Here is a 24,127-nt window from a genome sequence, read left to right as displayed (position 1 = left end):
TCCCCGGTGTGAGGTACGGCACGGCGGCTCATCCGAACGGGCTCTGCTTCAGGGAGGCCAGCAGGTCGGCCGGGTCGGCGTAGACCGCGTCCGCGCCCGCCTCCTCCAGGTCGGCGCGGGGCAGACCGCCGCAGAGCACCGCCACGCAGCGCACTCCGGCCCGGCTGCCCGCGCGCATGTCCCAGACGGTGTCGCCGACGAAGACCGCCCGCTCGGCCGGCACCCCGGCCAGGTCCAGGGCGTGCTCCACCGGCTCGGGCGCCGGCTTGCCCGCGTCGACGTCGTCGGCGCTCGCGGTGGCGGCGATCGCGTCGTCCGCGTCGATCGCCCGCCGCAGCGCCTCCAGCTCCGGGCCGCCCGCGGAGGTGGCGAGGACCACCTTCCAGCCGTCGCCGGCCAGGCGGCGCAGCAGTTCCCCGGCGTCCGGCAGCGCCGGCAGGCGGTCGAAGTACTGCCCGTACAGCGCCTTGTGGGCGGCGCTCAGCCGAGCGTCCTGGTCCGTGTCCCGGTCCTCGCCCAGCAGGTGCCCGATGAGGTCGGTGGAGGCGAGGCCCACCGCCCGGTGGACGGCGTGCATCGGCACCTGGTGTCCGGCCTGCCGGAACGCCTCCCACCAGGTCGTCACGTGCAGATGATTGGTGTCGACGAGGGTTCCGTCGACGTCGAACACGGCCGCCCGTTCCATGCACTGTTCCTTTCGTGGTCCGTTCCCGGTTCGTCCCCGGTCCGTGGATGGCCCGGCGGGTACCACGTCAGCGGCCCGCCACTCCGGACGGTGTACGGCCCTCCCGCGTCCAGGCCAGCAGATCGTCCAGGGACCACGTGGTGACCACGCGCTCCGCGGGCACCCCGCACTCCTCCGCCCGCGCGCAGCCGTGGATCTGCCAGTCCAGCTGGCCGGGCGCGTGGGCGTCGGTGTCGATGGAGAACAGCACGCCCGCGTCCACCGCCCGGCGCAGCAGCCGCCGCGGCGGATCGAGCCGCTCCGGCCGGCTGTTGATCTCCACGGCCGTGCCGGACTCCGCGCAGGCGGCGAACACCTCGTCGGCGTCGAACCGCGACTCCGGCCGCCCCCGCCCGGTCAGCAGCCGCCCGGTGCAGTGGCCCAGGACGTCCGCGTGCGGATCACGGACGGCGGTCACCATGCGGCGGGTCATCGCGCGGGCGTCCATCCGCAGCTTGGAGTGCACGGACACCACCACGACGTCGAGCCGATCCAGCAGTTCGGGTTCCTGGTCCAGCGAACCGTCGTCGAGGATGTCGCACTCGATGCCGGTCAGCAGCCTGAACGGCGCCCAGGTCTCGTTCAGCCCCGTCACCACGTCCAGCTGCTCGCGCAGCCGCTCGGGGGACAGGCCGCGCGCGACCGTCAGCCGCGGCGAGTGGTCCGTCAGCGCGGCCCACTCGTGCCCGAGCGCCGCCGCGGCCCGGCCCATCTCCTCGATCGGACTGCCCCCGTCGGACCAGTCGGAGTGCAGATGGCAGTCGCCGCGCAGCCGCTCCCGCAGCCGCTCACCGCCCCGGGCGAGCGGGGCCCCGGCCTCGCCCTCCAGCTTCTCCAGGTAGCCGGGCACCTGCCCGTCCAGTGCCTCGCGCGCCACCTGCGCCGTCCTGGGGCCGACGCCCTTCAGCGACTCCAGCGAACCGGCCCGCTCGCGCAGCTCGGCGGCGGTCAGCTCACCGAGCACCCGGGCCGCGGTGCGGAAGGCGCGGACACGGTACGTCGGCGCCTGGGACCGCTCCAGCAGGAAGGCGATCCGCTCCAGCGCCTCGACGGGTTCCATCGCCACCTCCTGCTGCGGCCTCCTCCGGCACGTCCAGGGTTCCCCAGCGCCCCGGTACCCGCACCACGGGGCGGGGGCGGTTTCGTGTCTGCCGCACCGGGTACTGCGATGCCCCGCGCACCGCTCCGTGCGGCGGCGCGACACGACCGAGCGGCGACGGAGCCGAGCAGCGCCGAAGAGGAGGCCTCCATGTCCAGCCCCAGCCCGTCCGACGCCGAGGTCGCAGTCGTCACCGGCTCCGACTCCGGCATCGGCCGCGCCGCCGCCGTACGCCTGGCCGAGGCGGGAATGGACGTCGGCATCACCTGGCACCACGACGAGGAGGGCGCCGAGCGGACCGCCGAGGAGGTCCGTGCCCTGGGCCGCCGGGCCGAGACCGCCCGGGTGGACCTGACCAGGCTGCCCGAGGCCGCGGACACGGTCGACGAGCTGTGCGAGCGGCTCGGCCGGATCGACGTCCTCGTCAACAACGCCGGTACGGGAACCGCCACGCCCTTCCTCGACCTGGGACTGGACGATCTGCGGCACGTCCTCGACGTGGACCTCGCCGGCCCCTTCCTGTGCGGCCAGAGGGCGGCCCGGCGCATGATCGAGCAGGGCGGGGGCGGCCGGATCGTCAACGTGACCTCCGTCCACGAGCACCAGCCCCGGGTGGGCGCCGCCCCGTACTGCGCGGCCAAGGGCGGCCTCGGCCTGCTCACCCAGGTCATGGCGATCGAGCTCGCCGAGCACGGCATCACCGTCAACGCGGTGGCGCCCGGCGAGATCGCCACGCCCATGACCGGCCAGGAGGACACCGACCCGCACACCGAGCGCCGCCCCGGCGTGCCTCTCGGCCGGCCCGGCGACGCCCGCGAGGTCGCCGCCGTGATCGCCTTCCTCGCCGGCCCCGACGGCTCGTACGTCACCGGCGCGTCCTGGAGCGTGGACGGCGGCATGCTCCGGATGGGACCGATGGCCGGATCCCATCTGGCGAGCGACGACTGGCGGCGGCCCTGAGGGACCGTTCCGCCCGGTGGTCCGCTCGCCCGGCCACTACCGCGGGTTGCGGCCTACCCTCGATTGCATGACCGAAATCGACACCCCGCACATCGGCAGTCCGCGGATTCTCGTGCTCCGGGTGCAGCCGGGCACTCCGCCGTTCCGGATCGTGGAGATCGACGGGCAGGTGGTCGGCGAGGCCAAGGCGGTCACCGACGTACTGGAGGCCGCCGCCGCCTTCGGCATCACGGTCCACGACCTGGACGACCCGGACGTGGTCCGCTGGGTGGGCGGCGACAAGTTCACCTGGACGCTGCGCTGACGCCGGTCCGAGGTCTCAGCCCACCGTCCACTTCTGGTTGGCGCCGCCCGTGCAGGTCCAGATCTGCAGCCGGGTGCCGTTGGCCGAGCTATTGCCGGTGGCGTCGAGGCACTTGTCGGCCTGCGGATTGACGATGTCGCGCGCCCCGGTGACGACCCACCGCTGGGCCGCGCTGCCGTTGCAGTCCCACAGCTGCACCACGGTGCCGTCCGCCGTGCCGCCGGCGCTCACGTCCAGGCACTTGCCCAGCGCCCGGACCGTTCCGTCGGAGCCCACCGTCCACCGCTGGGCCGCGGTGCCGTTGCAGTCGTAGAGCTGTACGGGGGTGCCGTTGGCTGTGTTCGCCGCGGCGACGTCCACACACGTGCCGGCCAGGCCGCGGATGGGGCCGCCCGTTCCCGAGTCGCTCGTCGTCACCGACACGTGGTCGACCACCAGCGACTGCGGGAAGACCGTGGAGGCGTCCGGGTCGCCGGGCCAGTAGCCGCCGACCGCGAGGTTGAGGATCAGGAAGTACGGCTTGTTGAACACCCACTGCTTCCCGCCCAGATCGGCCGGGGTGCGCCGCTGGTAGACGGTGCCGTCCACCGACCAGGTGATCGAGTCGGGAGCCCAGTCGACGGCGAAGGTGTGGAAGCCGTCCGCGAAGGCCTGACCGCCCGGAAGGGTGTAGCCGGCGCCGATGCCGCCGGAGCCGGAGTAGCCGGGGCCGTGGAGGGTGCCGTGCACGGTGGAGGGTTCGAAACCGACGTTCTCCATGATGTCGATCTCGCCGGAGTCCGGCCAGTTCACCGGGGTGCCGAGCATCCAGAACGCGGGCCACATGCCCTGCCCGCGCGGCACCTTCATCCGGGCCTCGACGTGCCCGTACTGCGCCGTGAACTTCCCCGAGGTGTTGAGCCGTGCGGAGGTGTACTGGCAGGTGCCGTACCAGCACTGGTGGTTCGCCGGATTCTCCTTGCGCGCGGTGATGACCAGGTGCCCCTGGCCGTCCAGCGCCGCGTTCTTGTTGCCGGAGGTGTAGTACTGCCGCTCGTGGTTGTTGACGTTGTCGCCGGTCTCGATCTGCCATTTCGAGGAGTCGACGGCCGCGCCGGCCGGCCCGTCGAAGGTGTCGGAGAACGTCACGGCGGCGGCCGGGGCGTCGGCGGCCCGGGCGGCGCCGGGTTCCGCCTGCGCGGGTCCGGTCACGAGGGAGGCGGCCAGCCCGGCGGACAGGGCGGCGGCGAGGAGGCATCTGCGGAGCAGGCGTGGGCGGGCCACGGCTCTCCCTTCCGTACGGCGTCCCGGGGACGGGAGCGCCGACCGAGGTGGGGGGACAAGGGCGATGCCTCTTGATTCAAGGGCTGGGGCACGAGGTGGTCAATACCTTGGTACGGACCACCTTCCCCCTCTCAGTCGCGGGGCCGGCGCGCGTGCACCGCGCGGCTCATCCGCCGGCCCAGGAGCAGGTAACCGGCCAGCGCGCCCGTGGTGTTGAGGATGACGTCGTCGATGTCGAAGGCCCGCCCGGTGACCAGGGCGCCCTGCGCGAACTCCACCAGCAGCATCACCACGGCCGTCAGCAGCAGCACCCTCAGCAGGCCCCGCGTGCGCGGGGCGACGAGCGGCACCAGCACGCCGAACGGCACGCCCAGCAGCAGGTTGCCGCCGATCTGCTTCCCGGCGTCCCGCAGCGCCGGCTGGTCCAGATAGGCCCGCAGCGAGCTGCCGGGACGCATGTTGGTGTGGGTCAGCGCCTCCGAGGCGGGCGAGGGGTGCAGCGTCAGCCGCGCCAGCACCACCGCGAACGCCACCATGAAGACGAACGCGCACGCCACCGCCAGCAGGCGCAACGGAAGGGCGAGCGGGCGCCGTTCGCGCAGGCCGGCGTCCTCGGCCCTGGCGGTGCGGGGGCGGCGCGGCAGGGAGCGCGGCCGTGAGGCGGCACGAGCCATTCGGTCCTCCAGTCGTCAAGCTCCCCGTGTGCTGAGGCGGTTGCCCGCGGACACGGCGGGGATGAGGTGTGGTTCCTGCCCCTCAGGACCCGTAGGTCACCCGTACCTGCTCGAAGCCGAGGGAGTGCAGCAGGCCCTTGAGCATCGCCGTGGTGTTGCTCTCCGCGCGCGCCTTCAGCTCGCTGTCCTTCGCGGCGTCGGCGATGTGCCGGGCGGCGAGCTTCCGCACGGCCTGTTCGCCGTTCGGGTTGTCCGAGAACAGGTCGCCGAGGCGGTCGAGGAGCCCGCGCTGCTTGGACACGGCGTAGGAGCGCTCGGGGTCGAGGGCCGGCTCGCCGAGCGCGGCGTGCGGCAGCCGGAGCGTGGCCGCGGTGCGGTCGCCGTCGACCGTCACGTCGTCCTCGCCGACCTTCCCGAGGTCGACGTGGGCGTCGACGGTGCCCGCGCCGACGTACAGGGTGCGGGTGCCCCGGACCGCGTCCGGCAGGAACTTCGCGTCCTTCTCCAGGTCCACGACGACCTGGAAGGTGCCGGAGGCGGCCTCGTAACGGCTGAGGTCCTGGACCGATTCCAGCAGCGCGGGGCCCGAGCGGTCGTGGGTCTCGCTGCCGAACACGTCCTTCAGCCCCGGTACGAGGCTCAGCCGGAATCCCGCGAACAGCACGACGAGGACCAGCACGAACACACTCAGCAGCTTCGCCCAGCCGGGCAAGTGCCGGGGGAGCTTCCTGACGGGAGTCGTCATGGCGACGGCCCTCCTTCCTGCTTTCCGCATGCCCCCCATCTCCCTTGCCAGGCCGCGAAGTTGGCGTCCGCTGAGGCAGAGCGGGGGCGTGTTCGGCCGCTCAGTGGGACGGCTTCAGCGGCCGGTCCGCCGACGGACGGGACGACCAGACCGCCTCCCCGCGGGTCAGCCCCGGCAGTGCCAGCTCGGCTTCCCGCACCCGCCGGGCCGGCAGCTCACCGGTGATCAGCCAGCCCGGGGCGCCGCCCGTCGTGCCGGTGAAGTCCGCACCCAGCGCGGCGAGCTGGGCCGTCACCGGCGCCAGCGCGTCCGCCGGGACCTCCGCCTCGAAGGAGTGGTACAGCTCGTACAGCCGGGTCCCCGCCTGCCGCAGGGCCTGGCGCAGCACGATCGGGGTCAGTCCCCGGAAGTCGGCGGCGGTGCTGACCGGCGAGCTGAAACCGGACCGGATGAGCGTGACCCGGTAGTCCGTGACCGCGGCGCCGTTCAGGCCGGTCAGCAGGGTGGCGTGCACGGTCTCCTCGACCGCCTGGTGGAAGGCACGGGGAAGCGCGCCCAGCTCCGTCTCGTGGGTGAACACGCCACCCGAGCCGCGCGGCCCCGGCTCCACGCGCAGCCCGATCGTCGCCCAGTACCGGGTGCGGTCGAGCCACGGCATCTCCTCCACCGCCTCGCCGGCACCGGCCGGGCGCTCCAGGAACCGGACGCGGCCCGGCGCGAACTCCGCCTCGATGCCGAAGTCCTCGGCCAGCGTCGCCGCGAGCACCTCCATCTGGACCTCGCCGTACAGGAGCAGGGCGGTGGCGCCGGACGCCGCCGGGCGGGCGTGCAGCAACGGGTCCTGGTCGGCCAGCATGAGCAGGGCGGAGCGCAGCGCCGCCGCCTGCCCGGGGTGCCGGGCGCGGACCAGGGTCCGAAGGGTCGGCGGCGCGAACTGCGGGGCGCGGTCGGTCAGGCCGCCGAGCCGGTCGCCGACGCGCAGGCCGCCGGGAACGCCGATCGCGGCGATGTTCCCGGCGGTGAGCGTCCCGGCCCCGCCGACCACGGCCAGGCGCGTGACCCGGCCGGGGACCTCGGTGGTCCGGCCGTCGGATTCGCGCCGCAGGAACGTCAGCCGCTGGCGCGGGCGTACCTCGCCGTCGTACAGGCGCAGGTACGCCGTCCGTTCGCCGCCCGGTCCGGGCCGTACGGCGAAGACCGTGCCGCGCGGTGCCGCGCCGCCCGCCGCTCGGCGCGGGGCGGGCGGGACCAGCCGCACCAGGTCCGTCACCAGCTCCGCGACGCCTTGGCCGCCGAGTGCGGAGCCGTGGTACAGCGGGTGGAACGAGCCGTCGGCGGTGCGGGCGGCGAGCGCCGCGGCGAGTTCCCCGGAGGCCGGCGCGGGGCCGTCCACCAGTGCCGCGAGGATGTCCGGGTCGACCTCGGCGAGAGCCTCGGCGGTCCGCTCGTCCGGTGCGCGGCGCGTGACCCGGGCGTGCGCGGTGCCGGCGCCCGCCACCTCCGTCAGCGGCGCGACGTGCGGCGTCAGCAGACGCCGGACGTCGGTGAGCAGGGCGTCGGTGCGTGCGCCGGCCCGGTCGATCTTGTTGACGAAGACGAGCGTGGGCAACCGCAGCCGCCGCAGGGTGCGCATCAGGATCCGGGTCCGCGCCTGTACGCCCTCCACGGCGGACAGCAGCAGCACCGCGCCGTCGAGGACCTCCAGGGCGCGTTCGACCTCGGCGACGAAGTCGGAGTGCCCCGGGGTGTCGATCAGGTTGACCTGGGTGGAGCCGACGGTGAAGGCGGCTACGGCGGAGCGGATGGTGATGCCGCGGCGGCGCTCGATTTCGCCGTCGTCCGTCCGGGTGTCACCGGCGTCGACGCTGCCGAGCCGGTCGACGGCCCCGTGGTCGAACAGGAGCCGTTCGGTGAGGCTGGTCTTACCGGCGTCGACGTGGGCCAGAATGCCGATGTTCAGGGTGTTCTGGGTGTTCAGGGTGTTCAGGGTGTGCGGAGTCTGCATGCGGGGTCGAGTCCTCGTCAACCGTGGGCCTGAAGGGGCACTGGGTGATGTCGAGGAGTCGGCGCATGCGAGTGATCCTGACCTGAGGCAACACGGACGGCATCATCATGGCGTCACCTCCCGGGCCCGTGGCAACCGGATTTCCGTAAGCTGAGGATCCGGCCGGACAGGATCACCCGAGGAGCGGTCCGTGCGAGACATCGCCGTGTTCAGCGGTAGTGCCCATCCCGAGCTGGCCGAGGAGGTCTGCGCACATCTGGGCGTGCCCCTCAGCCCCGCCCGGGTCAGCCGGTTCGCCAACGACTGCCTGGAGGTACAGCTGAGGGCCAACTGCCGGGAGCGGGACGTCTTCCTGGTCCAGCCGCTGGTCAAGCCGGTCCAGGAGCATCTCGTCGAGCTGCTGATGATGTGCGACGCAGCCCGCGGGGCGTCGGCCGGCCGCATCACCGTCGTCATGCCGCACTACTCCTACGCGCGCTCCGACAAGAAGGACGCGCCGCGCATCTCGCTGGGCGGGCGCCTGGTGGCGGACCTGCTGGTGGCGGCGGGCGCGAGCCGGGTGCTCGCCATGACCCTGCACGCGCCGCAGGTGCACGGCTTCTTCTCGGTCCCGGTCGACCATCTGCACGCGCTGCGCGAACTGGCCGCGCACTTCCGGCAGTACGACCTGTCCCGCACCACGGTCGTCTCGCCGGACCTGGGTAACGCCAAGGAGGCCGCGGCGTTCGCCCGGATGCTCGGCACCCGGGTCGCGGCCGGCGCCAAACAGCGGTACGCCGACGACCGGGTCAGCATCAGCGCGGTGATCGGGGACGTCGCCGGGCGCGACGTCATCGTGCTCGACGACGAGATCGCCAAGGGCAGCACCGTGCTGGAACTCCTGGACCGGCTGCGGGAGGCCGGGCCGCGCACGATCCGCATCGCCTGTACGCACGGGCTGTTCGCGGCCGGTGCGCTGGGGCGGCTCAGTGAGCAGCCGGACGTGCTGGAGATCGTGTGCACCAACACCGTGCCGGTGCCGGCCGACGACCACACGGAGAAGTTGCGGATCCTGTCCATCGCCCCCGCGCTCGCCGAGGCCGTGCGCCGCATCCACAACGGAGAGTCGGTCAGCGCCCTGTTCGACGCCCCGCCGGCCGGCTGACGCCGAGCACGTCCTCCAGGGTCGGCCGCGGGGGCAGGAGCCGTGCCAGTCCGGTGATCCGCAGCATGCGCAGGGTTAGCGGGTGGGCGCACACCAGGTGCACCTGCCCGCCCCGGTCGAGCACCTGGCTCCGGGCCCGGTACAGCAGCCGCAGGCCGGAGCAGTCGAAGAACTCGATCCGGCTCAGGTCGAGCACGACCGGGGGGCCGGGACGCCCCGTCTCCCGGTCCAGGTGGGGGACGATCTCCCCGGCCGACGCGATGTCGATCTCGCCTCGGAACTCCAGCACCGTGTGCCCCCGGTCGTGGCGCACGCGCAGGTGCCAGGTGGGCGACGCGGGTTCCTGCCGCACGGCGACCTTGCCTCCAGCCGGATCGGGGGCCAATGACCCATACTGCTCGGGAAGTTACCCGGAACGAGCGAGTTTGAGCATGTTCGATTGACATATGTCGTTGAAATCTCACGGTCGGACCGGACATCTCACAGCCGGGTCGGACATCTCGCAGCCGGATCGGACATCTCGCAGCCGGACCGGTCAGCCGGGCCCTTCAGTCGATCAGTCGATCAGCCGTCAGCCGATCAGCAACCGGCTGGCGGGCGATCAGTCGACCACGAGGACGAGCTTGCCCGTGGTGCGGCCGGTCTCGCCGAGCGCGTGCGCCTCGGCCGCGTCGGCCAGCGGGAACGTCCGTTCGATCGTGGCCCGCAGCTTCCCCGACTCGACCAGGCCGGCGATCTCCCGCATGTCGGCCCGGTCGGCGTCCACGAGCATCCGCACCGCGCGCACGCCGAGCCGCTCGGCCTCCTCGTAGAACTCGTCCGACCCGACCGGCAGGATCGACACCACCACCCCGCCGGGGCGCAGCACGCGCAGCGAGCGCAGGGACGTGTCGCCCCCGATCGTGTCCAGTACCACGTCGACGTCCTGCACGGCTTCGGCGAAGTCCGTCTCCCGGTAGTCCACGGTCTCGTCCGCCCCGAGGGAGCGCAGGAACCCGTGCTTGCCCGCGCTGGCGGTGCCGATCACGTGGGCGCCCCGCGCCTTGGCGATCTGTACCGCCACATGGCCCACACCGCCGGCCGCCGCGTGGATCAGCACCCGCTGCCCCGGCAGGACCTCCGCCCGTTCCACCAGCGCCTGCCACGCCGTCAGCGAGACCAGGGGAAGCGCACCCGCCTGGACGTGGTCGATCGCGGACGGCTTGTGCGTGAAGGTGCGCGCGGGAGCGGTGACGTACTCCGCGTGGGAGCCGTGGCCGAACGGGTAGGAGAGCATGCCGAAGACCTCGTCGCCGGGACGGAACGCGGCGACGCCGATTCCCACCGCCTCGACCACGCCCGAGACGTCCCAGCCCAGGATGAACGGCGGCTCACCGAGGAAGCCGCCGTCCGCCCGGTGCTTCCAGTCGGTCGGGTTCACCCCGGCGGCCCGCACCCGCACCAGTACCTCGTTCGGGCGCGGCTCGGGGCGCTGCCGCCGCACCTCCTTCAGGACCTCGGGACCGCCGAGGGTGTCCTGGCTGATGGCACGCATGCTGTTCATCGTGAACCTCGCAACTCGGGGAGGGCTTCCACGGCACGATCCGCGACCTCCGACGAAATGGTGTCACTCCCCGGGCCGGAAGGCACCCGGAGGAGCGGGGCGCCGATCCGTCGGCAACCGCATACCCCGGCCGGTGCCACGCCCCGGGCCCGCCGTGCCGCGGTACCTCCGGCAGAACCGGGCGGGCGTAGGGGATGCGGTGGTCAACTTGCCTGACAGGCAAAGGGTCTTGTCGACCTGGCGACCCCGGGGCGGGCCCTGGCGGAGCGTGACGGAATCCTCACTTCCGCTGGGCCGTGAAATTGATCTTTCAGGGTTCACAACCGATAAGCTCCTGATCGGTACTGCGAGTTGACGCGATCGCGACGAGTCGACCCGCGGTGCGTACTCATGAGTGCGGTCCCCTTGCACACCCCCCCTGTTCGATCGTTTTGCTCGAAGGATGCAGATGGAACTCGCCACTCCGCCACCGGCGGCGCGGGCCCCTGTCGCCTGGTACAGCTGGTGGCTGATGCCACTGGGTCTGGGAGGCGGGACGGCAGCCGCCACGTTCATGAGCTCGGAGCGAATAACCGCGGCTGTCGCCGGTGTGGTGGCGACGGCGGCCGGCACCGTGTGCGTGCGCCTCCTCCTGAGAACCCGGGCGCAACTGCGCCGGGCCGAGGAGGGCCACCGCGCCGCGCAGGCCGAGCACTCCCGGCAGTGGCAGCAGCACGCGGCCGGCCTGGAGCGCACGTTCTCCGTCGAGCGCGCCGCGCTGGACGCACAGCTCACCGAGCAGGCACAGACGTACGAGGCCCGGCTGGCGGAACACTCCCGGGCCTGTGAGGACCGGCTGGCCGAGCAGGCCAGGACGTACGAGACACGCTTCACCGAGCAGACCGAGGCCTGGCAGGAGCGGCTGAGCCACCAGTTGGCCGCGGTCTCCCGCCTCGCCGACGAGCAGCTGCCCGACGCGATGCGCAGACTGCGTGCCGGTGACGCCATCGACGACATCCTGCCGACCGTCGAGCAGTGCGCGAAGGTCGGAGCCGACCTCCAGGCCGAACTGCGCAAGGTTCTCAGGACCGCGCTGATCGGCATCGAGGCCGAGTTCGACCGCTCGACCTCCGCCGAACAGGCCGTCATCGGTGTGGGCAACCGCATCCACGTCCTGACCAGCAAACTCCGTGGCCGCCTGCACGAGATGCAGGGCGAGCACGGACGACTGCCGGCCGTCGCCCGGGGGCTGATGGAGCTCGACCAGGCCATCGGCCCCGCCGACTGCCTCGCCGCCAGCATCGGCGTGCTCGGCGGATCCGACCGCCCGGGCCGGCAGTGGCAGGAGCCGCAGCGGCTGCTGAGCGTGATGCGCGGCGGCATCGGCCGGATCAAGGACTTCCACCGCGTCCAGCTGCGCCATCTGCCCGAGCTCGGTGTCGACGGCGGACTGGTGGACCACCTCACGCTGGTCTTCGCGCACCTGCTGGACAACGCCGCGCGCTACTCGCCGCCCACCGAGCCGGTGGTCGTCTCCGGCAAGGAGGTGCCCAACGGCGTCGGCATCGAGATCCAGGACTCCGGCAAGGGCCTGAGCGAGGAGAAGAAGCGCGAGGCCGAACACGCCCTCGCGGGCACCACGCCCGGCCCGGGGCTCGGCGGCATCTCGGAGGACGCCAACATCGGCCTCCGCGTCGTCGGCGCACTCGCCCGCCGCTACGGCATCCGCGTCACCTTCGCCGACTCGCCGTGGCTGGGTACGTCTGTCGTTGTCGTTGTACCGCACAAGTACTTCAGCCCGCTGCCGGCGGCCGCCACGGCCACCGTCACCACACCGGAGGCCCCGCCGGCCACCACGGCACCGCCCGCCACCGCGGCCCCGGACCCGGGTCCCGTACCGGCCACCGTTCCCGTCCCCACCGACGGTGACGCCGGTACCGTGGAGACCACTCCGGGCGGACTGCCCCGGCGCAGGAGCAGGCGGGCCGAGCCGGCCGCCGCACAGGCTCCGGCTCCCGAGCCCGCCGCGTACACCGACCGGACCGGCCCGGCCGACCGGGCCGTCGTACCGCCGGACGCCTCCTTCGCCGGTCTCGCGGCCTTCGCCACCGCCGGACGTGATCCCGGCACCGTGACCGGCGCGTCCCCGCCGAGGGCCGCCGACGCCCTTGACACGACCACCGGTGGCGCGTCCACCGAGCACCGCACTGAAGAGAGCGACTAGTCCCCATGACGCACCAGGGAACCGACGTGAGCTGGGCGCTCCGCGACCTTGTGGAGAGCATCCAGGAGATCCGCTTCGCCCTCGTGGCCTCCAGCGACGGCAAGGCCATCACCTCCTACGGGGCCGAAGACCCCGACGACGTGGACCGCTTCGCCGCGGTGGTGGCCGGACTGCAGGCGCTGGCCCAGCCGGTCGCCGAGCAGTTCCCGCAGCACGCGGGGCAACTGCGGCTGGCGATGATCGAAGTGGACGGCGGACACCTCTTCGTCGTCCGGGCGGGCCTGGAGACGTATCTCGGCGTCCTCGCCCGCGAAGGCCTCGACCAGGGCCTGCTCGGCCATCAGATGCGCGACCTGGCCCGCCGGATGGGTGAACTCCTCGGCACCACGCCGCGCCAGGAGGAGCACTCTGGATGAGTGCTCCCCGCCGACCGACCGATCCGTCCGGTCTCGAGCGCTACTACGTCCTCACCGGAGGGCGCAGCGGGCCGGGCGGGTCGGCGGCGACCCTCGACGTGGCGACCCTGGTCGTCTCCCGCGCCGTTCCCTTACCGGGCATGCAGCACGAGCACGAGGAGATTCTCCGGCGCTGCCGGGAACCGCTGTCGGTGGCCGAGCTCGGCGCCCACCTCCACCTGCCCTTCAACATTCTCGCGGTGCTGCTGTCCGACCTGCTCCAGGCAGGCCGCGTCGAAGCCCGTGATCCCATCCCGGCGCACGGCGCCGGGCACGGGCCCGACATCGCGCTCCTCGAGGAGGTACTCAGTGGACTTGAAAGGCTTTGACCGACCGGGGTCACCGACGGCCGGGGACACCCGCTCGGTGAAGGTGATGATCGCCGGCGGCTTCGGGACGGGAAAGACCACCATGGTCCGCTCCGTCAGCGACATCAAGCCGCTGACCACCGAGGAGACCCTCACCCAGGCCAGCGCCGACGTCGACCACCTCGTCGGCGTCGGCGACAAGACGCAGACCACCGTCAGCCTGGACTTCGGAAAGATCAGTCTCAACGACACGCTGATGCTGTACCTGTTCGGCACCCCCGGCCAGGAGAGATTCTGGTTCCTGTGGAACGGCCTGTTCAAGGGCGCGCTCGGCGCGGTCGTCCTGGTGGACACCCGGCGGCTGGCCTCCAGTTTCCGGGCGATCGAGGAGATGGAGCGGCAGAAGGTCCCCTTCGTCATCGCGCTCAACGTCTTCCCCGACTCCCGCGACTACCCGGTCGAGGAGATCCGCGACGCCCTCGACATCCCCCGGCACACGCCGGTCGTCGCCTTCGACGCCCGCGACCGCACCGCCAGCCGCGACGTGCTCGTCACCCTGATACGGCATCTGAAGGACCGCTCGGCCGCCGCCCTGGAGCCCCGATGAACGACGACCAGACCCCGTCCGGCCCCACCGGCGGCGGCTGCCCCGTCGCCCACGGCGAGGACGTCACCCGGCTCTACGGCCCCGAGGCGGCGACCGACCCGCACGACATCTACGCGCGGCTGCGCAAGGAGCACGGCAGCGTCGCACCGGTACTGCTGGAGGGCGACGTGCCCGCCTGGCTGGTCCTCGGGTACCGGGAGAACCGGCGAGTCCTGGACAACCCCCTGCAGTTCAGCCGCGACTCCCGGATCTGGCGGGACTTCCGGGACGGCCGGATCGAGGAGACGTCCCCGCTGATACAGATGCTGGGCTGGCGCCCCGACTGCGTGTCCCAGGACGGCGAACCGCACCGCCGGCTGCGCGGGGCGGTCACCGACAACCTGTACGCCGTGGCCGGCCGGGGCATCCGCCGGCACGCCACGCACTTCGCCAACAAGCAGATCGACGCCTTCGCCGACGCGGGCCGTGCCGACCTGGTGGCCGACTTCGCGGAGTACCTGCCGATGCTGGTCCTCACCCGCGTCTTCGGACTCGCCGAGCGGGAGGGGCGTCACCTCGCGGAGTCCAGCAAGCAGGTGATCAAGGGCGGTGCGGACGCCCTCACGCACAACGAGCGCATCATGGACATCCTCGGTGAACTCGCCGCGCGCAAGCGCCAGGAGCCCGGATCCGACTTCGCCTCCGGCCTCATCGAGCACCACTCCGGTCTCGACGAGGACGAGATCGTCAACCACCTGCGCCTGGTCCTGATCACCGCCCACACCACGACCAGCAACCTGCTGGCCCGGGCGCTCCAGCTCCTCCTCACCGACACCTCCTGGCTCTCCGGCCTGGTGAGCGGCCAGCTGAACCTGTCCACGCTCGTGGAGGAGGTGATGTGGAACTCCCCGCCGCTCGCCGTGCTGCCCGGCCGGTTCGCCACCGCCGACCTGGAACTCGGCGGCTGCCCGGTCAAGGAGGGCGACCTGCTCGTGCTGGGCCTCGCGGCCGGCAACCACGACCCCGAGATCCGGCCCGACACCGCCGTCTCGGTCCAGGGCAACGCCTCGCACCTCGCCTTCAGCGCGGGCCCCCACGAGTGCCCGGGGCAGAACATCGGCCAGGCCATCATCGAGACGGCCGTCGACGTCCTGCTGCACCGCCTGCCGGGGCTGCGCCTGGCCGTGCCGCCGGCCGAACTCACCTCCACCGCCTCCACCTGGGAGTCGCGGCTGGACAGCCTGCCGGTCGAGTTCGCCGTCTAGCGCCACGCGGAGTACGCACCGCCCGGCCGGACACTCCGGCCGGGCGGCACGTACTCGCCTCACACGGTCAGCAGGTCGTCCACCGATCCCCGCCCGGCCAGCTCGGCCGTGGCCACCGGGCCCTCCTTGGCCGCCGCGTACCGGCCGGTGGTCAGCGCCCACTCGTAGTTGCCGTTGATCCAGTGCTGGATGGCCTCCACGCCCATCGCCACCCGGGCCCGCTCGTCCGCGTCCAGACCCAGCTCGTCGCACATCCGCGGTACGCGCGCCTCGAGGGCGACGTACTCGTCGAGGCAGCCGGTCGTCATGCGGTACGCCTCGTCGGCCGCCTCCTGCCACGAGCAGCCGCGCTCCCGGTGCAGGACGGCGATGAGGTTGTGGCCGTCCCCGCGGCGACGCTCGCGCTCGAAGGAGTGGATGTCGTTCATGAACCCGATGGTGTCCGCGGCCAGGTCCCGCATCCGCTCCATCAGCGGATGCGCCATCGCCGCGGCCGGCACCTCGAAGCCGCGACTGCGCTCGCCCGCGTCGATACTGTGATGGATGCCCACCGTACGGCGCCGGAAGACGGTGTATTCGTCGAGTCCGAGTGTCCCCGCCCGGCCGCGGGCCGCCAGGTCCACCTCCTCGCAGTGCGCCACCAGGAAGCGACCCCAGGAGGCGGCGAAACGCGACCGCCATGTCAGGGACATGCCATCCGAAAGGTGAGCCCAGACCTCCGCCCAGGCCAGGGTGATGGGGCACTCCACCCGCGGCGGGGTGCCCGCCGGACGCAGGGGTGTCGCGATGAGTTCCCGGGCCACCTCCGCTATGCGTTCCGCGCGGTCCGGCCGGCCGGCGTCGAACTGGTCGTCGAAGAGGAAGGCGAGGGAGAACCAGTTCATCAGGACGACCGTGTCGTCCTCCGACGCATGCGGGTAGGTGCGGGCCGCGGCCTGGGCGAGGTCCCACGACTGGTACTCCTCGAACCCGGCCCGGCTGCGCACCAGCCCCCGCTCACGCACCCAGCGCAGATGACGGTCGCGGGCGCGGGCGAGATGAGGGCTGACGGGCGTGTCGAAGGGGAGGTCGAACCGGACGTCCTGAGACATGTGCTTCCTTTCGGGAGACGGCACGCAGAGTCCCCCCGCCCTGCGAGCGGGCGGTCACCGGGCCACCCGCACACTCGAACCGGGCCTCCCGGTCCGTAAGTTGAACCGAGAAGCAGTACGAGGCTGCCCCGACCCTAAATGATCTACACGGCGGCCCGGTCGTGATCTTCGTTACTGCCCACGCCGCATGGCACCATCGGGACCACGGAGCATGACGACACATCAGGAGGCGTCCGCCGATGACCCGGTCACCCGCCCGCGGCGCGGAACAGCGCAAGCACGACACCCTGCACCGCCTGGAGCACGACGTGGACGCCTGGGTGGCCACGGCCGACGGCGCGTCCGGCGCGCCGTACCTCGTCCCCCTGTCGTTCCTCTGGAACGGCTCCTGCCTGCTGTTCTCCACCCCCGCCGCCAGTCCCACCGGCCGGAACCTGAAGGCGAGCGGCAGGGCGCGCGTCGGCATCGGACCCACCCGTGACGTGGTGATGGTCGAGGGCACCGTCGAGACCGTGGAACCCGCCGGACTGTCCGAGCAGGACGCCGAGTTGTTCGCGGCCAAGACCGGCTTCGACCCGCGCGGACTCGCCACGCCCTACCTGTACTTCCGTATCCACCCGCAGCGGATCCAGGCGTGGCGCGAGGCCAACGAGCTGGAGGGGCGCGAACTGATGCGCGACGGCCGCTGGCTGCCGACCGACTGATTCGGCGGAGCCGGGATATCCGCAAGGTACAGGGCCCGGGGCACGACCGCCCCGCGCCCGGAATCCTTCGGAGGAGACATGGCACTGGTCAACGCGGGCGTCGTGGTGCTCGACTGCGCCGAGCCCGAGAAGCTCGCCGAGTTCTACAAGGGGCTGCTGGGTGCGGAGGAGACCGACGTGACCGCCAACCGGATCGGGATCGAGGGACCCGGCGGCTTCCGCATGGCGTTCCGACGGGACGCCAACGCCACCCCGCCGAGCTGGCCCCGCCCCGAGAACTCCCTCCAGGTCCACCTGGATTTCGTGGTGGCGGACCTGGACGAGGCCGAGCGCGTGATCGTGGGGCTCGGCGGCCGCCCGGTGGAGGCGAAGGACCCGGCCGGCCCGTACGAGGAGCGCGGCTTCTCCGATCCGGCGGGCCACTCCTTCACCCTGCGCGGCAGCACCGCGCCGACGGCACCCAAGCAGGGTTAGGGCCTGACGGACGGTCCCCGCCCCGCGACACCGGGCACGCGCTCCCGCCGTACCGGCGCCCGGCCCGCGTACCTCCCGTACGAGGGCCGGGGCCGGGCGCCGGCGCGCCGGGAGCCGCTCACCTGACGCCACGCCGCGGGGCCGTCCTCGGGCGACAGGGAAGGCCGGACAGGCCCCGGCGGCGGTCTGCCGGGTGCCGTCGGCGACGGGGGAGGGGGAGGGGCACGGGGTGCGGTCAGTCCCGCCCGCCCCTCCCGGCGGCAGGCCAGACACCGGTCGAGCGTTCGATGACCTTGGCGCCCGTCCGGTCCACCGCGCTGCGCACCGCGGCGAAGATGGCGCCCTGGATCGCGGCGGCGAGCAGAATCTCCCCCCAGCCGCGGTCCGGGTCCAGCGCGTCGGGTGCGTCGTCCTCGTGCCGGATCACCTTCCACGTCTTCTGGAACGCCATCCCGGCCAGCGCGCCGCCCGCCCAGCCCAGCACGAAGCCGACGGGCTTGTAGGCGAGCGGGAGCTTCTGCTTCTTCTTCCTGACCACGTGGATCTCCTTGTGTTCGGTGAATGAATCCGCGGCGGGCCCGGTCCCGCGGTCAGGGCCTGCCCCGCACCGGAACCGTCTCGTCGGCGCGGACCGGCCCCGGCGGTGTCCCGTCGCCGAACGGCCGGCCGCCCAGCTCCTGCCGGTGATGGGGCGTGAGCCAGCCGGACAGGTCCGGCCCCAGGGGCACGATGGCGGTCGGGTTGATGCCGGTGTGCACCTGGTAGTAGTGGCGTTTGATGTGGTCGAAGTCCACCGTGTCGCCGAAGCCGGGCGTCTGGAACAGGTCGCGGACGTACCCCCACAGCACCGGATTCTCCGTGAGCTTCCAGCGGTTGCACTTGAAATGACCGTGGTAGACGGCGTCGAAGCGGACCAGCGTCGTGAACAGCCGGATGTCCGCCTCGGTGATCGTGTCGCCGACCAGGTAGCGCCGGCGCTCCAGCCGGGGCGTCAGCCGCTCCAGGCGCCGGAACACCCCGGCGCACGCCGCCTCGTACTCCTCCTGGCCGGTCGCGAAGCCCGCCCGGTACACACCGTTGTTGACGTCCTCGTAGACGTCCGCCATCACCTCGTCGATCTCTTCCCGCAGGGCGTCGGGGTACAGGTCGGGCGCGCCCGGCCGGTGCAGGGACGTCCACTCGGTCGCGAGGTCCAGGGTGATCTGCTGGTAGTCGTTGGTGACCAGCCTCCCGCTGGGTACGTCCACGATCGCCGGCACGCTCACCCCGCCCGGGTAGCCGGTCTCGCGCCGGTCGTAGGCCTCGCTGAGGTAGCGGATGCCCAGGACCGGGTCGCGGCCGTCCGGGTCCAGCGTGAAGCGCCAGCTGCGGTCGTCCTGGACGGGATCGGCGACCGCCAGTGACAGGGCGTCCTCCAGGCCGAGCAGCCGCCGCGAGACCAGGGCGCGGCTCGCCCACGGACAGGCCCGGCTCACCACCAGCCGGTACCGGCCGGGGGCCACCGGCCAGCCGTCCCGGCCGTCCGCGGTGATCCGGTCCGCGAAGTGGCTCCTGGACCGCTTGAACGCCTTCCTGCCGTAGCCGCTGTTGCCGGGCGTTCCGCCGTCACCGCTCATGGGCCTGCCTCCCAGTCGTCCGTGTGCCCTGGGGGACACGTTCCCCGTTTTCGGCCGTCGGCACTGGTGGGCCACCCACAAGGGGTGTGTGAGCCGCACCGGCCGGGGCATTCGGCCCCTCGTGAGTGGGACAGCCTCGGAAGAGAAGCAGAACCGGACACCCGGCCGCGCCCTGGGACGGAGGACCGGGGGAAACGCCGACCGCAGGACGCGCGTCACCGTGCTGGTGGCCCTGGCGGCCAACCTGGTGATCGCCGTCGCCAAGGCGGTGGGCGGCCTCGTCGCGGGGTCGCCCGCGCTGCTGTCGGAGGCGGCGCACTCGGTGGCGGACAGCGTGAACGAGCTCTTCCTCCTCGCCGCGCTGCGCCGCAGCCGTCGCCCCGCCGACCGGAGGCATCCCTTCGGTTACGGCAAGGAGCGGTTCTTCTGGTCGCTCCTTGCCGCCGTCGGGATCTTCGTCATGGGCGGCTGCTTCTCCGTCTTCCAGGGTGTCGAGGCCCTGCGCACGGGCGCCCAGGAGGAGCTCGGCGGCTACGTGGCCGGACTGGTCGTGCTCGCCGTCGCCCTCCTCGCCGAGGGCGCCTCGCTGCTGCGGGCCCTGCACCAGGTGCGGGGCCAGGGCGGGCCGGCCACCGGGCTGCGCGACCCGGCCCTGCGCACGGTCGTCGCCGAGGACGGCACCGCGGTGCTCGGCGTGACCCTCGCCATGGCCGGCATGGTCCTGCACATGGTCACCGGACAGGTGGTGTGGGAGGCCTGCGCCTCGCTCGCGATCGGTGCGCTGCTCGTGTTCGTGGCGTACCGCCTGGGCCGCGAGGCCCGCGACCAGCTGATCGGCGAGGCCGCCGACCCGGAGACCGGCGACCGCATCCGCTCGCTGCTGCGGGCCCAGCCGGAGATAGACAGCGTCGAGGGGCTGTTCACGATGAAGACGGGCCTCGACTCGGCCTTGGTGGCCGCCCGCGTCGACCTGGTGCCGGGCCTGGACAGTGAGCGGGTGGAGGAGGTCGCCGTGCGCATCAAGAGGTCGATCGCGCGCACCGTTCCCGAGGCGCGGCAGATCTTCCTCGACGTCACCGACCGGCCCGCGCGGGAGGCAGCGGAAAGCCCCGCCGCGACGGGGGAACGCGGCGGGGCCTGAACGACGTGTTCCCGGCCGGCGCCGGGCCATGCACGCGGATCCGGAAAACTTCCGCGCGCCTGGTTCAGCTTCCGTCGGCCGCTTCCAGCACGAACACCGGAATCTCTCGGTCCGTCTTCTTCTGGTAATCGGCGTACGGCGGATAGGCGGCGACGGCGCGCTCCCACCACTCGGCCTTCTCCACGCCGGTGACCTCGCGGGCCGTCATGTCCCGCTTCACCGGACCGTCCTGGAGCTCCACATGGGGATCGGCCTTGATGTTGTGGTACCAGACCGGGTGCTTGGGAGCCCCGCCCAGGGAGGCGACCACGGCGTAACGGCCCTCGTGCTCGACGCGCATCAGCGGCGTCTTGCGGAGCTTCCCGCTCTGTGCGCCTCGCGTGGTCAGCACGATCACGGGCATACCCGTGTCCATCAGCGTCGTGCCCTTCGTGCCGCCCGAGCTCTCGTAGAGCTCGACCTGTTCACGCACCCACTGCGTCGGGCTGGGTTCGTACTCGCCCTCAAGAGGCATGGCATCCGTCCCATCGTCGTGTCGTACGGCTGACCGGCACCGTGGTGCGACACCTGCCGGTGCACGATCCATCCTTACCCCATCACGCCCGCCGGCCCCGACCCGACCGCGCCGTTACGCCGCACGTCATCGCGCCGCCGGGCGCTTCGCGGCACCGTCGCGACCGTCCGCACGCCAGGACGCGGCGGAACCCGTCACCTTCCCGCGGGGCCGGACCCGGCCCTGCCACCCTTCCGCCGCCCGCCACCCCCTCCAGCCGCCTACGTCCCGCTGCGCGCCACCCGGCCGCCGGCCCGTCGGCCCGTCAGGGTGTCGCGGACGGTGGGCCGGCTCCGGGCGCCTCGGCCGCCGAGACGTTCACCCCGGCGGCGCCCAGCAGCACCCGCGCGGCCTCACGCGCCTGGCCTGCGGGTGCCGTACCGCCGGTGACGCCCGCCGTCACCATGGCGCCCTCGGCCAGCAGGAACAGCTGTCCGCCCACCGGGGCGGGCAGCCCCGCGTCGGCCGCCAGGCCGTCGAGGTACTCGCGGAACGCCCCCTTGTGCGTCCGTACCAGGTCCGCCACCAGGGGGGAGGCGGCCCCCAGTTCGCCGTACGCGTTGATCCAGGCGCAGCCGCGGAAGTCCGGCTCGGCGAACCACTGCCCGAGCCAGTCGAAGACGGCCAGGATCCGCGGGCCGGGCTCCTCGTACCGGTCGACGTACTGCGCCAACTGCCCACGCCAGCGCACGTCGCGCCGCTCCAGGTAGGCCAGCACCAACTGCTCCTTGGCCGGGAACAGCTGGTAGAGGCGTTTGAGCGAGACGCCGGAGCCGCCGCGGACGGCGTCCATGCCGACGGCCTGGACGCCCCGCCCGTAGAAGAGCCGCTCCGCCGCGTCCAGGGCCCGCTCGCGGGCGACCTCGCTGTCCATGGGGACCTCTTCCCTGACGTGTGCCTCGATGCGTTCCTTGACGCGAGAACGAACGTTCTCCTACCGTAGCAGCCGCGTGGAGAACGCTCGTTCTCCGCACGTGCCGACGGAGGTTCAGCCATGACGCCCGCCCGACCGCCCCTGCCGCCGTTCACCCGCGAAACCGCCGCCCGGAAGGTCCGGGCCGCCGAGGACGCGTGGAACACGCGGGACCCGCACAAGGTCGCGCTCGCCTACTCCGAGGACTCGGTCTGGCGCAACCGCGACACGTTCCTGACGGGCCGCGCCGCCATCGTCGAGTTCCTCACCGCCAAGTGGGCGCGCGAGCACGAGTACGCGCTGCGCAAGGACCTGTGGGCCTTCGACGGCAACCGCATCGCCGTCCGCTTCCAGTACGAGTCCCGCGATGCCGACGGCCAGTGGTGGCGTTCCTACGGCAACGAGCTCTGGGAGTTCGACGAGCACGGCCTGATGACCCGGCGGGAGGCCAGCATCAACGACGTACGCATCGAGGAGTCGGACCGCCGCATCCACGGACCGCGGCCCGTTCAGTAGGGTTCCGGGGTGAGCGAACAGGCCCGGAACGCCAAGAACGCCGAGAACGCCGAGAACGCAGAGAACGCCGAGAACGCCGAGAACGCCGAGGGCCCCGAGAGCGGTGAGAAGCCCGGGAGCGGTGAGAAGCCCGGCAAGCCTTTCCTCTACGTCGTCGTCTGCGCCGCCGGCGTGGCCTGTGACGTCGGCAGGCTGATCACCGCCGCGCAGGAACGCGACTGGGAGGTCGGCGTCTTCGCGACCCCGGTCGCCATGGGCGGCTTCTTCGACACCGCCGCCGTCGAGGCGCAGACCGGCCGCCCCATCCGGTCGGCCTGGCGCCGCCCCGGCGAACCGCGCCCCTTCCCGGCGCCGGACGCCGTGGTGGTCGCGCCCGCCACCTTCAACACGGTCAACAAATGGGCCGCCGGCCTGGCCGACACGCTCGCCCTGGCCACTCTGTGCGAGGCCTGCGGCCTCGGCGTCCCCGTCGCCGTCCTGCCCTGCGTGGCCGACGCGCTGGCCTCCCATCCCGCGTACCGGGAGAGCCTGGCACGGCTGCGCGGGATGGGCGTGCGCTTCGGCGATCCGTACGCGGGGGAGGGCGGCGGCCCCCCGGCGTTCGGCTGGGAGCGGGCGCTGGACCTGCTCGAACGGCGCTGACCCGCCCCGGCTCCGAGGCCGCACGACGACGTACGCTCCCCCTGGTACTGATGATCCCGAAGACAGGAGCAGCAACGATGCAGTACGTGAAGCTCGGTTCGACGGGCCTGGACGTGTCACGGATCTGCCTGGGCTGCATGACCTACGGCGTGCCCGATCGCGGTACGCACGAGTGGACCCTCGATGAGGAGGCCTCGCGTCCGCTGATCCGGCAGGCGCTGGAGGCCGGCATCACCTTCTTCGACACGGCCAACGTCTACTCCGACGGCACCAGCGAGGAGATCGTCGGCAAGGCGCTGCGCGACTTCGCCCGCCGGGACGACATCGTGCTGGCGACCAAGGTGCACGGCCGGATGCGGCCGGGACCCAACGGGGGTGGGCTGTCCCGCAAGGCGATCATGACCGAGATCGACCACAGCCTGCGGCGCCTGGGCACCGACTACGTCGACCTCTACCAGATCCACCGCTTCGACGCGCACACGCCGGTCGAGGAGACCATGGAGGCGCTGCACGACCTGGTGAAGGCGGGCAAGGTCCGCTACATCGGGGCCAGTTCGATGTACGCCTGGCAGTTCTCCAAGGCGCAGTACACCGCCGAGCGGCACGGCTGGACCCGGTTCGTGTCCATGCAGAACCACTACAACCTCGTCTACCGCGAGGAGGAGCGCGAGATGCTGCCTCTCTGCGCGGACCAGGGCGTCGGGGTGCTGCCCTGGAGCCCGCTCGCCCGCGGCCGGCTCACCCGCGACTGGGACACCGCCACCGAGCGCAGCGCCACCGACGACTTCGGCAGCACGCTCTACCGGGACGGCGACCGTGCCGTGGTCGAAGCCGTCACGCGCATCGCCGGCGACCGCGGCGTGCCGCGCGCCCAGGTCGCTCTGGCCTGGCTGCTGCACCAGGACACGGTGACCGCGCCGATCATCGGGGCGTCGAAGCCGCGGCACATCGAGGACGCCGTGGCGGCGGTCGAACTGACGCTCAGCGAGAAGGAGACGGAGGAGCTGGAGCGGCCCTACGCGCCGCATCCGATCGCCGGTCACTGACCTAGGACGGGACGGCTTCGGGGCCCGCTTCCGCGTGCGCCCGGGGACCCGTTCCGGCGTCCGGGGCGGTCGTGCGCCTAGAAGACTGATGAAGATCTTGGGTTCTGGCCCCGCCGCGTCTGCGGTGGGGCCAGACTCGTGTGGTGGTTCAAG

The 24,127-nt window shown here is 72.5% G+C and carries 27 protein-coding genes; 14 read left to right on the top strand and 13 right to left on the bottom strand.

Annotation, left to right across the window (positions count from 1 at the left end; translation table 11 throughout):
* Positions 1–28 precede the first annotated feature (28 nt).
* Positions 29–685, bottom strand: a complete 657-nt coding sequence (locus ACP4IX_RS32745; RefSeq protein WP_426519139.1) for an HAD family hydrolase — start codon at positions 683–685, stop codon at positions 29–31.
* A gap of 67 nt (positions 686–752) precedes the next feature.
* Positions 753–1,784: a PHP domain-containing protein gene (locus ACP4IX_RS32740; protein WP_426519137.1), complete on the bottom strand. Its 1,032-nt coding sequence runs from the start codon at positions 1,782–1,784 to the stop codon at positions 753–755.
* 189 nt (positions 1,785–1,973) lie between these two features.
* On the opposite strand from ACP4IX_RS32740, the gene ACP4IX_RS32735 reads away from it, so the two are divergent.
* Positions 1,974–2,783, top strand: a complete 810-nt coding sequence (locus ACP4IX_RS32735) for an SDR family oxidoreductase (protein ID WP_426519135.1) — start codon at positions 1,974–1,976, stop codon at positions 2,781–2,783.
* 67 nt (positions 2,784–2,850) lie between these two features.
* Positions 2,851–3,087 (top strand): hypothetical protein, encoded by a 237-nt coding sequence (locus tag ACP4IX_RS32730; protein ID WP_426519133.1) that lies wholly within the window; start codon positions 2,851–2,853, stop codon positions 3,085–3,087.
* A 15-nt stretch (positions 3,088–3,102) separates the two neighbouring features.
* On the opposite strand, the gene ACP4IX_RS32725 is transcribed toward ACP4IX_RS32730, so the two are convergent.
* From ACP4IX_RS32725 to otr(A), 4 genes are all read right to left on the bottom strand, one after another.
* Positions 3,103–4,350: an RICIN domain-containing protein gene (locus tag ACP4IX_RS32725; RefSeq protein ID WP_426558145.1), complete on the bottom strand. Its 1,248-nt coding sequence runs from the start codon at positions 4,348–4,350 to the stop codon at positions 3,103–3,105.
* A 131-nt stretch (positions 4,351–4,481) separates the two neighbouring features.
* A complete protein-coding gene (locus tag ACP4IX_RS32720) occupies positions 4,482–5,024 on the bottom strand; it encodes a VanZ family protein (RefSeq protein ID WP_426519129.1) in 543 nt (180 codons plus the stop codon).
* Positions 5,025–5,106: 82 nt separating this feature from the next.
* Positions 5,107–5,769, bottom strand: coding sequence for a DUF4230 domain-containing protein (locus ACP4IX_RS32715; RefSeq protein WP_426558143.1), 663 nt, complete (start codon positions 5,767–5,769; stop codon positions 5,107–5,109).
* Positions 5,770–5,869: 100 nt separating this feature from the next.
* Complete coding sequence (gene otr(A) / locus ACP4IX_RS32710; protein ID WP_426558141.1) at positions 5,870–7,774, bottom strand: tetracycline resistance ribosomal protection protein Otr(A); 1,905 nt, start codon at positions 7,772–7,774, stop codon at positions 5,870–5,872.
* 190 nt (positions 7,775–7,964) lie between these two features.
* Here otr(A) and ACP4IX_RS32705 point away from each other — a divergent pair, with 190 nt between their 5' ends.
* Positions 7,965–8,918 (top strand): ribose-phosphate diphosphokinase, encoded by a 954-nt coding sequence (locus tag ACP4IX_RS32705; protein WP_426558139.1) that lies wholly within the window; start codon positions 7,965–7,967, stop codon positions 8,916–8,918.
* Here the strand turns inward: ACP4IX_RS32705 and ACP4IX_RS32700 are convergent.
* Entirely contained in the window at positions 8,884–9,270 is a 387-nt protein-coding gene (locus tag ACP4IX_RS32700) for an anti-sigma factor antagonist (RefSeq protein WP_426558137.1), read from the bottom strand. The two genes, ACP4IX_RS32705 and ACP4IX_RS32700, sit on opposite strands and share 35 nt — an antisense overlap.
* 249 nt (positions 9,271–9,519) lie before the next feature.
* Entirely contained in the window at positions 9,520–10,461 is a 942-nt protein-coding gene (locus ACP4IX_RS32695; protein WP_426558135.1) for an NADP-dependent oxidoreductase, read from the bottom strand.
* A 448-nt stretch (positions 10,462–10,909) separates the two neighbouring features.
* On the opposite strand from ACP4IX_RS32695, the gene ACP4IX_RS32690 reads away from it, so the two are divergent.
* Genes ACP4IX_RS32690 through ACP4IX_RS32670 form a run of 5 tightly spaced genes read left to right on the top strand, consistent with a single transcriptional unit; the run spans position 10,910 to position 15,278 of the window.
* Entirely contained in the window at positions 10,910–12,664 is a 1,755-nt protein-coding gene (locus ACP4IX_RS32690; protein WP_426558133.1) for an ATP-binding protein, read from the top strand.
* A gap of 5 nt (positions 12,665–12,669) precedes the next feature.
* Entirely contained in the window at positions 12,670–13,080 is a 411-nt protein-coding gene (locus ACP4IX_RS32685) for a roadblock/LC7 domain-containing protein (RefSeq protein ID WP_019327713.1), read from the top strand.
* On the top strand, positions 13,077–13,448 hold the full coding sequence (locus ACP4IX_RS32680; RefSeq protein ID WP_426519116.1) for a DUF742 domain-containing protein: 372 nt from the start codon (positions 13,077–13,079) through the stop codon (positions 13,446–13,448). Before ACP4IX_RS32685 ends, ACP4IX_RS32680 begins: the two co-directional genes overlap by 4 nt.
* Positions 13,429–14,034 carry a GTP-binding protein gene (locus ACP4IX_RS32675; protein ID WP_426519114.1) on the top strand — a complete coding sequence of 202 codons (606 nt, stop codon included), beginning with the start codon at positions 13,429–13,431 and terminating at the stop codon, positions 14,032–14,034. Before ACP4IX_RS32680 ends, ACP4IX_RS32675 begins: the two co-directional genes overlap by 20 nt.
* On the top strand, positions 14,031–15,278 hold the full coding sequence (locus ACP4IX_RS32670) for a cytochrome P450 (RefSeq protein ID WP_426558131.1): 1,248 nt from the start codon (positions 14,031–14,033) through the stop codon (positions 15,276–15,278). Before ACP4IX_RS32675 ends, ACP4IX_RS32670 begins: the two co-directional genes overlap by 4 nt.
* Positions 15,279–15,337: 59 nt before the next feature.
* Here ACP4IX_RS32670 and ACP4IX_RS32665 read toward each other — a convergent pair whose 3' ends face one another.
* The gene (locus ACP4IX_RS32665; protein ID WP_426558129.1) at positions 15,338–16,369 is read right to left on the bottom strand and encodes a 7-epi-alpha-eudesmol synthase; all 1,032 of its coding nucleotides are present in this window, start codon (positions 16,367–16,369) and stop codon (positions 15,338–15,340) included.
* Between the two features lie 239 nt (positions 16,370–16,608).
* Here ACP4IX_RS32665 and ACP4IX_RS32660 point away from each other — a divergent pair, with 239 nt between their 5' ends.
* Positions 16,609–17,073 carry a pyridoxamine 5'-phosphate oxidase family protein gene (locus tag ACP4IX_RS32660; RefSeq protein ID WP_426519108.1) on the top strand — a complete coding sequence of 155 codons (465 nt, stop codon included), beginning with the start codon at positions 16,609–16,611 and terminating at the stop codon, positions 17,071–17,073.
* 78 nt (positions 17,074–17,151) lie between these two features.
* Positions 17,152–17,547, top strand: coding sequence for a VOC family protein (locus ACP4IX_RS32655; RefSeq protein WP_426558127.1), 396 nt, complete (start codon positions 17,152–17,154; stop codon positions 17,545–17,547).
* 235 nt (positions 17,548–17,782) lie between these two features.
* Here the strand turns inward: ACP4IX_RS32655 and ACP4IX_RS32650 are convergent, their stop codons facing one another.
* Both ACP4IX_RS32650 and ACP4IX_RS32645 read right to left on the bottom strand, forming a co-directional pair.
* Positions 17,783–18,085: a DUF4235 domain-containing protein gene (locus ACP4IX_RS32650; RefSeq protein ID WP_426519104.1), complete on the bottom strand. Its 303-nt coding sequence runs from the start codon at positions 18,083–18,085 to the stop codon at positions 17,783–17,785.
* Positions 18,086–18,137: 52 nt separating this feature from the next.
* Complete coding sequence (locus ACP4IX_RS32645; RefSeq protein ID WP_426519102.1) at positions 18,138–19,163, bottom strand: glutathione S-transferase family protein; 1,026 nt, start codon at positions 19,161–19,163, stop codon at positions 18,138–18,140.
* 220 nt (positions 19,164–19,383) lie between these two features.
* On the opposite strand from ACP4IX_RS32645, the gene ACP4IX_RS32640 reads away from it, so the two are divergent.
* Positions 19,384–20,304, top strand: a complete 921-nt coding sequence (locus tag ACP4IX_RS32640; RefSeq protein WP_426519457.1) for a cation diffusion facilitator family transporter — start codon at positions 19,384–19,386, stop codon at positions 20,302–20,304.
* Positions 20,305–20,368: 64 nt separating this feature from the next.
* On the opposite strand, the gene ACP4IX_RS32635 is transcribed toward ACP4IX_RS32640, so the two are convergent.
* Together ACP4IX_RS32635 and ACP4IX_RS32630 are read right to left on the bottom strand one after the other, a co-directional pair.
* Complete coding sequence (locus tag ACP4IX_RS32635) at positions 20,369–20,818, bottom strand: nitroreductase family deazaflavin-dependent oxidoreductase (RefSeq protein ID WP_426519100.1); 450 nt, start codon at positions 20,816–20,818, stop codon at positions 20,369–20,371.
* A gap of 304 nt (positions 20,819–21,122) precedes the next feature.
* The gene (locus ACP4IX_RS32630) at positions 21,123–21,731 is read right to left on the bottom strand and encodes a TetR/AcrR family transcriptional regulator (RefSeq protein WP_426558125.1); all 609 of its coding nucleotides are present in this window, start codon (positions 21,729–21,731) and stop codon (positions 21,123–21,125) included.
* A gap of 120 nt (positions 21,732–21,851) precedes the next feature.
* Here ACP4IX_RS32630 and ACP4IX_RS32625 point away from each other — a divergent pair, with 120 nt between their 5' ends.
* The 3 genes from ACP4IX_RS32625 to ACP4IX_RS32615 all read left to right on the top strand — a co-directional run bounded on the left by ACP4IX_RS32625 (position 21,852) and on the right by ACP4IX_RS32615 (position 23,974).
* Positions 21,852–22,286 (top strand): nuclear transport factor 2 family protein, encoded by a 435-nt coding sequence (locus tag ACP4IX_RS32625; RefSeq protein ID WP_426519096.1) that lies wholly within the window; start codon positions 21,852–21,854, stop codon positions 22,284–22,286.
* Between the two features lie 171 nt (positions 22,287–22,457).
* Positions 22,458–22,928 (top strand): flavoprotein, encoded by a 471-nt coding sequence (locus tag ACP4IX_RS32620; RefSeq protein WP_426558165.1) that lies wholly within the window; start codon positions 22,458–22,460, stop codon positions 22,926–22,928.
* A 77-nt stretch (positions 22,929–23,005) separates the two neighbouring features.
* Positions 23,006–23,974, top strand: coding sequence for an aldo/keto reductase (locus ACP4IX_RS32615; protein WP_426558123.1), 969 nt, complete (start codon positions 23,006–23,008; stop codon positions 23,972–23,974).
* Positions 23,975–24,127 lie beyond the last annotated feature (153 nt).

This window comes from Streptomyces sp. WG5 (genome assembly GCF_049974565.1).
Lineage (GTDB): Bacteria > Actinomycetota > Actinomycetes > Streptomycetales > Streptomycetaceae > Streptomyces.
The sequence above is the reverse complement of the archived record's forward strand: the minus strand, read 5'-3'. Positions and strand labels throughout refer to the sequence as shown.